Origin of the sequence: Stutzerimonas stutzeri (assembly GCF_024448955.1) — a bacterium.
Taxonomy (GTDB): Bacteria; Pseudomonadota; Gammaproteobacteria; order Pseudomonadales; family Pseudomonadaceae; genus Stutzerimonas; species Stutzerimonas stutzeri_AQ.
The window spans coordinates 133,713-146,854 of the sequence record NZ_JAMOIH010000007.1 but is presented as its reverse complement, the minus strand read 5'-3'; the positions used below and the strand labels follow the sequence as shown (position 1 = coordinate 146,854).

The following is a 13,142-nucleotide window of genomic DNA, read 5'->3' as shown; positions in this document are numbered from 1 at the left end:
GCGAGCGCTGCATGTCTGCCGTTTCCCTTTTGATTTGCGATGATTCGAGCCTGGCGCGCAAGCAGCTACTGCGTGCGCTTCCGGCTGCCTGGCCACTGGATACTCACCAGGCGTCGAGTGGCCGTGAGGCGCTCGAACGTATTCGTGAAGGCGGTATCGATGCGCTACTGCTCGATCTGACGATGCCGGACATGGACGGTTATCAGGTGCTTGGCGCGCTTCGCGACGAATGCCTCGAATGCAAAGTCATCGTCATCTCGGCGGACGTTCAGGACGAGGCCGTGCGACGCGTGCTGGAGTTGGGTGCGCTTGCATTCATCCGCAAACCCGCCGATCCGGTACATCTGCAACAGACGCTGGCAAGCTTAGTGTTGTTAGGCGATGAAATGCCTTCGCTTGGTCAAAGGAATACCGGACAGATCCCATTTCGCGACGCGTTTCGCGAAGTGGTGAACGTCGCGATGGGACGTGCAGCAGCGCTCCTGGCGCGAGTTCTCGGCGTTTTCGTTCAGTTGCCTGTTCCCAATGTGAACATTTTCGAAGTCGGCGAACTGCATATGGCGCTTGCCGACGCGGCTCAAGGGGACAAGCTCACGGCCGTCTGCCAGGGATATATTGGCAGCGGTATTGCCGGCGAGGCGTTGCTGATCTTTCATGACTCGGAAATGGCCGATATGGCGGTCTTGATGGGCACGGAGGATTACCGCGAACTTGAGATGCTGCTCGATCTGTCGAGTCTGTTGATCAGCGCATGCCTGAGCGGTATCGCCGATCAGATCGATGTCGTGTTTTCCCAGGGGCATCCGCAAGTGCTGGGCCAGCACGCCTCGATCGATGAGCTCATCCGCGTGAACCGCCAACGCTGGAAAAACACCCTTGCGGTGGAAATCAGCTACAGCATTGAAGCTCACGATGTACATTTCGACCTGCTGTTGCTGTTCACCGAAGATTCAGTTGAGCTGCTGTCCCGTAAACTCGCGTACCTGATGGACTGAGCATGTCCGACTCGAACAATCTGAGCGAACTTCACTGGCTGCTGGCAATCGTTCAGAGCATTGACGTTGGGGTTGTGGTGCTGGATCGCCAATACCGCATCGATGTGTGGAATACGTTCATGGAGAACCGATCCGGGCGGTTACCCGAAGAAGCACGAAAGAAATCATTCTTCGAGCTGTTTCCGGAAGTCGACGAGCAGTGGTTCCGGCGTAAGGTAGAGAACGTCGCAACGCTCGGCACGCCTTCATTCACCGTCTGGGAGCAGCGTCCGTACCTGCTGCGGTTCAAGAATTACCAGCCGATCACCGGGCTAGAAGATTTCATGTATCAGAACACCACACTGCTGCCGTTGAAGGGGCTCGGCGGCGGTATCGAGCAGATTTGCCTGATCATCTATGACGTGACCGATGTCGCAACCAACCGCCGCCAGCTGCAAGCGGCGAACCGGGAGCTGCAACGGCTATCGAGCACCGACCGCCTGACAGGTCTGTTCAACCGAGGGCATTGGGAAGAGATGCTGCGTCAGGAATATGCACGGCATCGCCGCTACGATCGCAACGCGGCGCTGGTGATGTTCGACATTGACCATTTCAAGAAGATCAACGACACCTACGGCCATCAGACTGGCGATGCCGTTATCCAGCAAACGGCTGACGTCATTCGTAACAGCATGCGGGACGCTGATATCGCAGGGCGCTACGGCGGCGAAGAATTCGTGGTGTTGCTGCCCGATACCGATAGTGAGGGCGCAGTATCAGTCGCCGAAAGGCTGCGTCAATCCATCGAGGCGCTTGAAGTTGTCTACGAAGGTCATAGCATTCGCTTTACCGTCAGCCTTGGCGTCGCCGATCTCAGCCAGCCCACAAGTGGCTATGCGCAATTGATCGAGCGGGCCGATAGCGCGCTGTATGCCTCCAAATCAGCGGGGCGCAACCGGGTGACGCTTTACCAGTAAGTGCGTCACACCGGATTGCGGTCGGTAAGAAAATTCAGAAGCGTGACCTCCGCGCTGCTCAACCATTTACGTTTTCGCGCTTTGGGCAGCCGCGCAAGTTCACCGGAAACAAAGGCATCGAGCACGTCGGGGTGTATGTAGCACTGGCGACACACCGCTGGTGTGTTACCCAGCTGTCGGGAGACATCCTTGACCGTTTCGACCAGATTGCGGCGCGCAACCGCTTCCGGTTGCCAATCACACTTTCGCAAATACTCAAGGGCCAGCGCGCTGCCTGCCCAGGTGCGATAGTCCTTAGCCGTGAAGTCGCCACCGGTCATATCCTGCAGGAATTGATTCACGTCGCTTGAACTGACCGGATGGCACTGACCGTCTTCGTCCAGATACTGGAAGAGATGTTGGCCGGACAGCTCCATGCAGCGGCGCATGATGCGCGCCAGTCTCTGATTCCTCAGCGTGACCTGATGCTCTACGCCGCTCTTGCCGCGAAATTGAAAGCGAATCGCCGCGCCCCGTACATCCACATGGCGCGTGCGCAACGTCGTCAGACCGTAGGAGCGATTGTCCCGCGCGTATCGTGAGTTGCCGACACGGATCAACGTCGATTCGAGCAGTTGCACGACAAGCGCCATGACCTTCTCCCGCGGCATGCCGCGCAAGGACAGTTGTTGCTCCAGGCGAGCACGCAGCCTGGGTAGGGCCGCACCGAACGCCAAGATGCGTTCGTACTTGTTGCTGTCGCGAATTTCCCGCCAGCGAGCGTGATAGCGATATTGTTTGCGACCGCGTGCATCGCGCCCGGTGGCCTGCATATGGCCTTGCGGATCTGGGCATATCCAGACGTCGGTATAAGCGGGAGGAATAGCCAGCTTGTTGATCCGCGAAATCTCTGCCGCATCACGAATGCGCTCGCCGCTTGGCAAAAAGTACGCAAATTTCCCTCTCAACACGCGGCGACTGATGCCGGGACTGCGGTCGTCGACGTAATGAAGATCGGTAGGAAGCGGGGGGCACAGGGGAGTGCCCGTATCGTGCTGCTCGTCCGCTGGCACCGGGCGCACGCCTTCCGCCGAGCCTAGAGGAGTCTCACTGCTCTGATCGACCAGCATTCGAAACTCCTCTTTCAAACATCATTCGGCCCCGGACGGCGTGGCCGGCAAGCCTGGTCAGGGACCGCAACATACCCGGCGAGAGCCGGCGCATAGTGCGATCAGCTTTCCTTTTCCTGGCTGTTACGCATTAACAGCCTTATCGCGGCTACCAACTCGTCGATCGCTTCGCGATAAATCGCAGGATCCGCGCTTGTCTCAGCATGGTCAGCGTGCTTTCGTGCGGTTTCGAGATGTTCATTTATCGAGGAATAGTCGCCTAGCATAGGAATGCTCCTGAATCGCGAGTGAAAAGCGCAGCCGCGCTGCGTGACTCGTCGCGCGGACCGTCTTTATAAGTGACCGATGTAGGCGGAGTGGGTTCGTGCCGCATGTCAGCGCAAGCGCGGATTGCTCAGCGCAATGCACCAGTGCTGGTTCTGGCAACGAGGACAAGTCGCCTGCTGCTGTTCGCCGATCACTTGCGGGTATCCGCAGCGCGTGCAGGCATATAGACCGCTGGAGGGCGCCTGCTGATAGGCAGGCCGGTACTCTGTGGGTAGAACCGGTAACCCGGGGCGTATCGAGTCGTCGTCGTTGAAAAAAAGGCTCACGTCGCCGTCTGTTTCAAGAATGCCCAGGCGAACCTGCCCCAGGTGCTCGACGCCTTGCTGGCGCAACTCCATGAAGAATTCATCGGACGAAATGTTCAATCCTTCCAGGCTGTTCAGCTCATACAGCCCGTCCTTGATGATTGTTACCGGCTTGCCTTCCATCCAGTTTGAGAATCGCTCGCTGTGGCCCGACGCCCATACCGTGAGCCGGTAAAGCCCCAACAGAGTAATGAACACCGCGGCAACGGGCAGCAGCGGCACATCCTCATAAAACGACACATCACCGGCGGCGGAACCGAGGGTCAGGATCACTACCAGTTCGAACAGCGACAGCTGCCTGATACCGCGACGCCCGCTGATCTTCAAAAACAGAAAAACCGCACAGAAGGCAAAAAACGCCCGTAGCGCCACCTCAGCGATAAACATCGGAGGAAAGCTATCCAGCAGCATGCGCTGCCAATCGAAAGGAGTCATTCAGTGTCTCGGCAGGTGAGGGTGGTTATCCGGTGATACCCGGTTGCTCAGGCATGGACCACGGGCTCAGCGATATTCCGTCCTTGCTGAGCTGCAGACGCGCATGTTCCAGCAGCCCGGCGAGGTGCAGCGGCGTCGCGTATTGGGAGCGTGCGATATGCGCAATGGAAAGAACTTCATCGCCCGCTGCGTTGGTTACTCGCAGCGAAAAGCTGGCGTCCTCATGATCCGCCACGGTGGTGACGTGGCAGGGTAGAAAGGCCATCTCGCTGATACGCATGGCTTCGTCGAGTGTGAGCTGTTGACTGGTCATGGTTCCGCTCCCTCGTGATAGCTGCTCAGCTTGCGGGGGCGACATCGAAAACGAGGTCTACGCCATCACCGCTACCGTCCCCGACGACCGAACCCACCACTGGTTTGTGCGTTACCTTGCGCCCTTCATAGAACTCGCTCAGCCGCCGTTGCGCGACTTCGCACACATGATTGAGCAGTCCGGTGAATTGAGCATCGCGGGGAATGATGAATTTCAAAGTAATGCAATGCGCTTCGGGACCTTCTGGCAGATTTGCCAGCCCGCTGCTATGCCACTGATCATTGACGTAGGCTTCTGCACCTTTCATGGCTCGCTCCTTTTGATTCACTTATTGCTGGGACCGTGAAACAGGCGAATGGATCAGTCGAACAAGCGGGGCGGCGATGCGTGGTGGTACCGCGAACACAACGCAAAAGGCCCGGCGCTTACGCAGCCGGGCCTTTTGCTTTCGAAGCCGATGCTTATTCGGGCATGTGCCAGGGGGCGAAGTGAACGCCCTGACGGCTCAGGTCGGCCCGTGCCTGCTCTAAGGATTTGCCAAGCTTGACCGGATCGGAATAGACATTGCTGGACAGTTTGCAATGGCCGACAGCGCGAGACTCGCTGCCATCCACGACGGTGATGCTGAGGTCGCCGTTGCCTTCGAGCAGCGTCCAGGCGACGCACTGGAACGGCTTGAAGGCGCGGTCAGTAATAAGAAGGGCGTCGTTGAAACGAAGGGGGCTGTTCATGGGGGCATGTCTCTCTAGGTGATACCAAAATTCGGATTGAGCCTGCCGCCAGGCTGCCGGCATTGGCTTACATATCCATTGATGTACACAGAGGACTGATAAGTCACACAGACAGTTCGTAATTGCTGGAGATTTTTGCAATTAGCCGAAGGTATAGGATTAGTTGCGGGCGCGAGGTTTGGATTAATCGGGCCATGAAAGCCTGATGCTGCCTGGCCTGCAGCAGTTCAAGGGCAGTCATCTTTACGCTTGGCGTTCCGTTTTGAGTACTTGGAGCGTGGCGAAAAGTCGCAGTAGATGGTCGAAATAAAAAAGGCCAGTTCCTTTGGGAACTGGCCATACGAACTATCAGCGGTAAGTCTACGGTCAGACTTTGAATTGCTTGAGCAATCGATTCAACTGTTCTGCCAAATCACCAAGTTGTTTGCCTGCCGCGCTCGATTGTTCGGCAGCCAGGGTGCTTTCCTGCGCCAGTCCGGCTGCCTGAGTGACGTTCTGATTGATGTCCTCGACGACGTGGCTCTGCTGTAACGTCGCACTGGCAATCGAAGCATTCAGACCTGACAGATTGCGCAGCGCCTGAGCGATCTGGCCAAGGCTCTCACCGGCCTGACTGGCCTGTTCAACTGTAGCCTGTGAGGCGCGACTGCTATTCATGATGACGGTGACTGCAGCTCCCGAGTTCTTCTGCAGGCGTTCGATCATCGTGTGAATTTCCGCTGTCGAGGTCTGGGTGCGCTGCGCCAACAGGCGGACCTCGTCAGCCACAACGGCAAAACCGCGTCCCTGTTCGCCGGCACGTGCCGCCTCGATTGCGGCGTTTAGCGCGAGGAGATTGGTCTGTTCGGCAATCGACCCGATGACTTCGAGGACCGAGCCGATCTGGGTGGTTTCTTCGGCCAGCGATTGAATCACCCCAACCGCCTCTTTGATCGTCGTCGACAGTTGATCGATTTGTTGCAGGCTGGCGTCGATATTGCGCTGCCCTAGATCGGCCTGCTTCTCCGCGTCGTTCACCTCGTTCGAAGCATGCTCGGCATTCTTTGCCACTTCCTGTACCGCGTAAGTCACTTCGTTGATGGCCGTGGCGACCAGCTCCATCTGCTGGGATTGCTGCTGGCTTTGTTTGTGGGCCTGGCCGGCCAGCCCACCGAGGGCGTTGGATGACTGGTCTAGCGAGCCCGACGTTTCGAACAGTTGGGTGATGACCGTACGGAGCTTTTGGGTAAAGGTGTTGAAGTCACGACTCAAGGTCGTCAACTCGTCATTGCCCGAGACGTCGAGGCTACGCGTGAGGTCGGCTTCGCCGCTGGCTATGTTGGCCATGGCTTGCATGGAATCGCGCAGCGGTTTGGTAATGCTGCGGATCAGAATGGCGACCAGCACGGCCATCAGCGAGGCGATCACCAAGCCAATGATCGAAAAGCGAACCACATAACGCTGGAACTCTGCCTCGACATCGTCAACATAGATGCCCGTGCCGATGATCCAACCCCAGGGCTTGAACAGTTCGACATAGGAAATCTTCGGTACGGGATCTACCTCTCCCGGCTTCGCCCATTGATAGTCCACCAGACCCGCGCCCTGACGCTGTGCAACCCGAACCATTTCGTTGAACAGCTCCTTGCCGTTCGGATCCTTGGTCTTGGACAGGTCCTGGCCATCGAGCTCCGGCTTCATCGGATGCATGAGCATTGTTGGCTTCATGTCGTTGATCCAGAAGTAATCGTCCTGCCCATAGCGGAGCAGGCGAATCTGGTCCATCGCCGCCTTTTGCGCCTCGGCAGTACTCAGCGAGCCGTTCGCTTCGAGTTGCTGGTAATGGCTGAGAATGCCGTTGGCGGTCTCGACGATGTTTTGCGTCATGACCTGCTTGCCTTTGTACAGGTCGGTCCGCACTTGCTGGATCATCAACAGGCCCAGGATGAAAAGCATGGCGATTGCTAACGCCGGGATCAGCCAAAGGCGTTTGCTGATCGGAAAATTTCTTAGCAGATTCATGAGTTTGTATGCTCCTGTTGAAGACTTCTCTTAATTATTATTCGTGCATTGCTTCGCAGGGAGCTTGGCGCCGTGCCTGCCTGATGAGTCGCAAGACCCCAGCGTCTACTGCTGGGCCATCGAATAGCTTTTCGGCTGCTCTAAAAAAAAGATGAGCGCCGCATGTCGATGCATTGAATTTACTTGGCACCAACGAGTCAGAACAGCGCCCTGAGTGGCTATCTGACATATACCTTCGTTGCATATTCGAGCGCGGTGGTCTGCACCGCTATTGGGGAGTAGATGGATCTTTGGGTTGCTTTTCAGGCGTTGCTTCTAGGGGTGGTTGAGGGCATCACGGAGTTCCTGCCGGTCTCCAGCACCGGACACCAGATCATCGTTGCCGACCTGATCGGGTTCGGTGGCGAACGGGCGCTTGCTTTCAATATCATCATTCAGCTGGGCGCGATTCTGGCTGTGGTTTGGGAATACCGCCGCAAGATCATCGACGTCGTGGTCGGCTTGCCTAAAGAGCGGCAAGCGCAGAAGTTCACCGCCAATCTGCTGGTGGCATTCATGCCGGCTGTGGTACTGGGTGTGGCCTTCGCTGACCTGATTCATGAATATCTGTTCAACCCAATCACCGTGGCGACCGCGCTGGTCATCGGTGGCGTGGTGATGCTCTGGGCGGAAAAGCGCCGGCATGAAGTGCAAGCCGAAACCGTCGACAACATGCGCTGGACCCACGCGTTGAAGGTCGGTTTCGCTCAATGCCTTGCGCTTATTCCGGGTACCTCGCGCTCTGGCGCCACCATCATCGGTGGTCTGCTATTCGGACTGTCGCGCAAGGCAGCTACCGAGTTTTCTTTCTTTCTGGCGATGCCGACCATGGTTGGCGCCGCAGTGTACTCGGGCTACAAATACCGCGAGCTGTTCCAGCCGGGCGACTTTCCGGTGTTCGCGATAGGCTTCGTCACATCGTTCATCTTCGCGATGCTGGCGGTACGGGCATTGCTGAAATTCATAGGCAACCATAGCTATGCGGCATTTGCCTGGTACCGAATCGTCTTCGGCATCATCATCCTGGCGACTTGGCAGTTCAGCCTGATCGACTGGAGCACCGCGGCGGGTTGAGCGCCTGAAGGCCATTGCTGAAGGAGCGCTCCGTGCACGAATACGAACACCAACTGCTGTCGGTCAATGGCATTACGCTTAGCGTTTATAGCGCCGGGCCGACAGAGGGCCTAGTGGCCTGGTTGCTGCACGGCTTCCCTGAAAGCTGGTACTCGTGGCGACATCAGATTCAGCCGTTGGCCGACGCAGGCTACCGGGTGCTGGTTCCGGAGATGCGCGGCTACGGCCAAAGCAGCGCCCCGGATGACGTTGCGGATTACGATCTGATCACCGTATGTAGCGATATCCAGGCAGCGATGGACCAGCTCGGGCACCGCTCGGTGGCCGTGATAGGGCATGACTGGGGTGCACCGGTTGCATGGCACCTGGCACTCCTCGAGCCGGAGCGGGTCCGCGCCGTGGCTGCCATGGCCGTACCTTATGGCGGCCGCCCGAAGAAGCCCGCCATCGACATCATCCGCAGCCAGTTCTCCGATCGCTTCCACTACATCCTTTATTTTCAGCAGCCAGGCGTTGCCGAGGCCGAGCTGGATCCGGACATTCCGCGCACCTTGAGGATGATGATGCATAACACCTCGGCGGCCGTCCCGAAGAACTTTTTCCTGCAAGACAAGCCTGCCGGCAGCACGCTCTATCTCGGCATGCAGGATCCCGGCTCGCCGCCGGCTTGGTGTGATCCGGAAGCCTTTGCCGTCTACGTACGGACCTTCGAGGGGCGTGGATTTCGCGGTGCGCTGAACTGGTATCGGAATTTCGAACGTAACTGGGAGCGAACCGCGCCGCTGGCCGAGCGCAAGGCCGAGCAGCCAGCACTTTTCCTGCTGGGCGACAAGGACCCGGTAGGCACGCTAGAAGCGCATACGCTGCAGAAGATGCCCTCCTGGGTCCCAGACCTCGAGCAGCACCTGCTCAGCGACTGTGGCCACTGGGTACAGAGCGAGCAGCCCGAACAGGTCAACCGACTGTTGCTGGGTTTCCTCGAGCGCCGCTACGCATCACCCCGATAAGCGGTTGGGGCGGCTCGTCATGAACCGAGCGACGCATTAGAATCCCGGTCCCTGCCAACCGGATCACCCGTCATGGAATTACGCGGTCAGCTTAAAAGCTGGGATGACCAAAAAGGATTTGGCTTCATCCGGCCAGAGCAGGGTAGTGGTGATGTCTTCGCCCATATCTCGGCCATGCGTGGCGTGCGTCGCCCGGTGCAAGGCGACCGGGTGCTGTATCTGAGCGAACCCGACAAGGCCGGGCGCCTGCGTGCTACGCATATCCGGCTTGATGCGCCGCTTTCCCTCGACGAACCAGCCATACGCCGCAAACCGTCCCTGCCGAAATCCCGCCCCACGCAGTCTGTGAAGCCCGCGCCGCGCGCACGCCGTAACGGTCCGTTGCAGCAGCCGCTATTGAAAGCGCTGGGGTTGTTCCCGCTCTGTCTGCTGCCTGCGCTCGGCAGCCTTCGATTGGCGGAGCAGGGCAGCAACTGGCCGCTGTTCGCATACGTACTGGCTAGTTTGCTGGCCTTTGGGCTGTATCTGCATGACAAACGCCGCGCGTTGCGCAGTGGTTGGCGCACACCCGAGGCGCGGCTGCATCTGGTCGAATTACTCGGTGGCTGGCCGGGCGCATTGATCGCCCAGCAATGGTTGCGACACAAAACCCGCAAACTGTCGTTCCAGCTGGTGTTCTGGCTGATCGTCATCGCGCATCAGGTTGCGTGGTTCGACTATCTGTATCTCCAGCGCCTCCACCGATTATTGCCGCAGATTTGATCCAGGCTCAGGCGAAGCTGGAGGCGACAACTGGGTACAGATGCAAAAACGCCCCGTGCTAGCGGGGCGTCTTCTATCGCTGCGATCCGTTAGATCACGCCGAGGCTGCGCAGGTAATCATCGTAGGTGCCGCTAAAGTCGGTCACGCCCGACTCGGACAGCTCGATGATGCGCGTGGCCAGCGAGCCTACGAACTCGCGGTCATGGCTGACGAAGATCAGCGTACCCGGATAGTTCTCTAGCGCCAGGTTCAGCGCCTCGATGGATTCCATGTCCAGGTGGTTAGTCGGTTCGTCCATCACCAGCACGTTGGGCTTTTGCAGGATCAACTTGCCGAACAGCATGCGGCCCTGCTCGCCACCGGAAATTACTCGCACCGATTTCAGGATTTCGTCGTTGGAGAACAGCATGCGGCCGAGAGTGCCGCGCACCAGCTGCTCGCCGCCTTGGGTCCACTGGCCCATCCAGTCGAAGAGGGTCGCGTCATCTTCGAAATCTTCGGCATGATCTTGCGCGTAATAGCCGACGTCAGCGCTTTCGGTCCACTTCACCGAGCCGGCATCCGGCTGAAGGTCGCCGACCAAAGTACGCAGCAGCGTGGTCTTGCCGATGCCGTTGGGGCCGATGATAGCGACGCGCTCACCGGCTTCGACAGTGAAGCTGAAGTTCTTGAATAGTGGCTTGCCGTCGAAGCCCTTGGCCAGGCTTTCTACCGTCACGGCCTGACGGTGCAGTTTCTTGGTCTGCTCGAAGCGAATGAACGGGCTGACGCGGCTGGACGGTTTGACTTCGTCGAGCTGGATTTTGTCGATCAGCTTGGCGCGCGAGGTGGCCTGCTTGGCTTTTGAGGCGTTGGCCGAGAAGCGGCTGACGAAGGTTTGTAGTTCGGCAATCTGCGCTTTCTTCTTGGCGTTGTCTGACAGCAGGCGCTCGCGGCTTTGGGTGGCCGCGGTCATGTACTCGTCGTAGTTGCCGGGGAACAGACGCAGCTCACCGTAATCCAGGTCGGCCATGTGCGTGCACACGCTGTTTAGGAAGTGCCGGTCGTGGGAAATGATGATCATGGTGCCGTTGCGGACTTTGAGAATGTCTTCCAGCCAGCGGATGGTGTTGATATCCAGGTGGTTGGTCGGTTCGTCCAGCAGCAGCACTTCCGGGTCGGAAAACAGCGCCTGGGCCAGCAGCACGCGCAGCTTCCAACCGGGCGCCACTTCGCTCATCGGGCCGAAGTGCTGCTCCAGCGGAATGCCCAGGCCCAGCAGCAGCTCGCCGGCGCGGGATTCGGCGGTGTAGCCGTCCAGCTCGGCGAACTCGGTTTCCAGCTCGGCCACGGCCATGCCGTCCTCCTCGCTCATTTCCGGCAGCGAATAGATACGCTCGCGCTCGGCCTTGACCTTCCACAGCTCCTCGTGACCCATGATCACCGTGTCGATGACATTGAAGTCTTCGTAGGCGAACTGATCCTGGCGCAGCTTACCCAGACGTACGTTGGGTTCGAGCATCACCTGGCCACCGGAAGGCTCCAGATCGCCGCCGAGGATTTTCATGAACGTCGACTTGCCGCAGCCGTTGGCGCCGATCAGGCCGTAGCGATTGCCGTTGCCGAACTTGACGGAAACGTTCTCGAACAGAGGCTTAGCGCCGAATTGCATGGTGATGTTAGCTGTGGAGATCAAAGCGGTGTCCTGGGTTTCAGAGAGGCCGGGGTGCGGCACAGACGCGACCAAGCCCGGTCGATCCGACCGGTGCGAGAGGCGAGTTGCGTAAAGGGCGTGCATTGTAGTGCGGATGGCCGCGATTCGACAGGGCTTCGCGTGTCCGTTCGGTCGGCTGCGCCATCAGCCATCAAGATCAGCCATCAAGATCAGCCACCAAGGCTGCGCGGCAAGAAAGATAAAGCGAGGCGGGTAAACGCGATGGTCACTACCATCGATCAGGGAATGCCATCGCTGCGGCGCGACGGATGACTGCGAGGATCCAGACGCCTAAGTGCCGTGGGACGCTCACCTTGCCTGCATCGTCAGTGAGCTGCACGGCATTGATGGAAAGCGCCGCCCTGTCAGAGCAGCGCAATTCGGTCACAACCAGCCTTTCTCCTTATAGAACCGCTCGGCACCCTCGTGCAGCGGCGCGGTGAGGCCGACGCGGATCATGTCCTTGGCTTCCAGATTGGCGAAGGCAGGATGCAGGCGCTTGAATCGTTCTAGGTTGTCGAACACTGATTTGACCAGCTGATACACCACTTCCGGGTCGGCCTTAGCGGTGGTCGCCAGCACGGCCTTGCCGCCAATCGAAGGCACCGCCGCATCCACGCCTGGGTAGAGTCCAGCTGGAATTTCGGCGGCGGTGTAGTAATCGGCACCCTGGAGAAACTTCTCGATTTCCGCACCGCTGACCGGAATCAGCTCGGCCTCGACATTGGTCAGCGCCTCCTGAATGGCGCCGCTGGGATGGCCGACCACGTAGGTGATGGCGTCGAGGTTGTTGTCGCCGAGCGCCGAAGCCATTTCCGCGGGCTTGAGTTCGCCGGCCAGAGAGAAGTCGGCGTTGGTCCAACCCTTGGCCTTCATCACCTCGTCGAAGGTGTCGCGGCTGCCGGAGCCCGGCACGCCGATGTTCACTCGCTTGCCCTTGAGATCATCGAATGTCTTGATGCCACTGTCGGCTCGGGCCACCACCGTGAGGATTTCTGTCTGCAAGGAGAACACCGCCCGAAGCTCATCAATCGGACCGTCCTTGTCGAACGGCGCGAGCCCCTTCAGCGCTTTGTGCTGATGGTCGGACTGGATGAAGCCGAACTCATATTCGCCGTTGCGCAACGAAACGATATTGGTGACGCTGCCGGCGGTGGACGGCGCGTTGCACTTGATCGCCGGCTGCACCTCGGCGCGATTGAGCAGGCGGCACACCGATTGTCCAGCGGTGTAGTAGACGCCGGTCTGGCCACCGGTGCCGATGGTGACGAAGCGCTCTTGGGCCACAGCCGTGGTTGCACTCAGCGAGCCTGCCAAGGCACAGCCCAGCAGACCGATACGGATACTCTGATTCATCGTCGAATCCCTCTCATGTTGTTGTTATTGGTGAAACA

14 protein-coding genes are annotated in these 13,142 nt (G+C 58.7%); 5 read left to right on the top strand and 9 right to left on the bottom strand.

The genetic code is table 11. The annotated features are described in order from the left end of the window. The first annotated feature begins 11 nt into the window (after window positions 1–11). A complete protein-coding gene (locus tag NA645_RS09820) occupies window positions 12–995 on the top strand; it encodes a response regulator (protein ID WP_256048627.1) in 984 nt (327 codons plus the stop codon). A 2-nt stretch (window positions 996–997) separates the two neighbouring features. Further along, on the top strand, window positions 998–1,951 hold the full coding sequence (locus NA645_RS09815; protein WP_256048626.1) for a sensor domain-containing diguanylate cyclase: 954 nt from the start codon (window positions 998–1,000) through the stop codon (window positions 1,949–1,951). Window positions 1,952–1,956: 5 nt separating this feature from the next. Here NA645_RS09815 and NA645_RS09810 read toward each other — a convergent pair whose 3' ends face one another. The 7 genes from NA645_RS09810 to NA645_RS09780 form a co-directional block, all read right to left on the bottom strand. Continuing rightward, complete coding sequence (locus tag NA645_RS09810) at window positions 1,957–3,060, bottom strand: DNA topoisomerase IB (protein ID WP_256048624.1); 1,104 nt, start codon at window positions 3,058–3,060, stop codon at window positions 1,957–1,959. 101 nt (window positions 3,061–3,161) lie between these two features. After that, entirely contained in the window at window positions 3,162–3,326 is a 165-nt protein-coding gene (locus NA645_RS09805) for a hypothetical protein (protein WP_165914197.1), read from the bottom strand. A 108-nt stretch (window positions 3,327–3,434) separates the two neighbouring features. Then, the gene (locus NA645_RS09800) at window positions 3,435–4,127 is read right to left on the bottom strand and encodes a DUF421 domain-containing protein (RefSeq protein WP_256048623.1); all 693 of its coding nucleotides are present in this window, start codon (window positions 4,125–4,127) and stop codon (window positions 3,435–3,437) included. A gap of 25 nt (window positions 4,128–4,152) precedes the next feature. Continuing rightward, a complete protein-coding gene (locus NA645_RS09795; RefSeq protein ID WP_256048622.1) occupies window positions 4,153–4,440 on the bottom strand; it encodes a hypothetical protein in 288 nt (95 codons plus the stop codon). A gap of 25 nt (window positions 4,441–4,465) precedes the next feature. After that, the gene (locus NA645_RS09790; protein WP_256048621.1) at window positions 4,466–4,747 is read right to left on the bottom strand and encodes a hypothetical protein; all 282 of its coding nucleotides are present in this window, start codon (window positions 4,745–4,747) and stop codon (window positions 4,466–4,468) included. 154 nt (window positions 4,748–4,901) lie between these two features. Further along, window positions 4,902–5,171 carry a hypothetical protein gene (locus NA645_RS09785; protein ID WP_131648684.1) on the bottom strand — a complete coding sequence of 90 codons (270 nt, stop codon included), beginning with the start codon at window positions 5,169–5,171 and terminating at the stop codon, window positions 4,902–4,904. A 366-nt stretch (window positions 5,172–5,537) separates the two neighbouring features. Next, entirely contained in the window at window positions 5,538–7,172 is a 1,635-nt protein-coding gene (locus NA645_RS09780) for a methyl-accepting chemotaxis protein (RefSeq protein WP_256048620.1), read from the bottom strand. A 282-nt stretch (window positions 7,173–7,454) separates the two neighbouring features. On the opposite strand from NA645_RS09780, the gene NA645_RS09775 reads away from it, so the two are divergent. The 3 genes from NA645_RS09775 to NA645_RS09765 all read left to right on the top strand — a co-directional run bounded on the left by NA645_RS09775 (window position 7,455) and on the right by NA645_RS09765 (window position 10,054). Next, on the top strand, window positions 7,455–8,285 hold the full coding sequence (locus tag NA645_RS09775) for an undecaprenyl-diphosphate phosphatase (protein WP_256048619.1): 831 nt from the start codon (window positions 7,455–7,457) through the stop codon (window positions 8,283–8,285). Window positions 8,286–8,317: 32 nt separating this feature from the next. Beyond that, window positions 8,318–9,292, top strand: coding sequence for an alpha/beta fold hydrolase (locus NA645_RS09770; RefSeq protein ID WP_256048618.1), 975 nt, complete (start codon window positions 8,318–8,320; stop codon window positions 9,290–9,292). Between the two features lie 72 nt (window positions 9,293–9,364). Further along, window positions 9,365–10,054 (top strand): DUF1294 domain-containing protein, encoded by a 690-nt coding sequence (locus tag NA645_RS09765; RefSeq protein WP_256048617.1) that lies wholly within the window; start codon window positions 9,365–9,367, stop codon window positions 10,052–10,054. Window positions 10,055–10,143: 89 nt separating this feature from the next. Here NA645_RS09765 and NA645_RS09760 read toward each other — a convergent pair whose 3' ends face one another. Beyond that, window positions 10,144–11,730 carry an ABC-F family ATPase gene (locus tag NA645_RS09760; RefSeq protein ID WP_256048616.1) on the bottom strand — a complete coding sequence of 529 codons (1,587 nt, stop codon included), beginning with the start codon at window positions 11,728–11,730 and terminating at the stop codon, window positions 10,144–10,146. 402 nt (window positions 11,731–12,132) lie between these two features. Further along, the gene (locus NA645_RS09755; RefSeq protein WP_256048615.1) at window positions 12,133–13,104 is read right to left on the bottom strand and encodes a TAXI family TRAP transporter solute-binding subunit; all 972 of its coding nucleotides are present in this window, start codon (window positions 13,102–13,104) and stop codon (window positions 12,133–12,135) included. Between the last annotated feature and the right edge of the window lie 38 nt (window positions 13,105–13,142).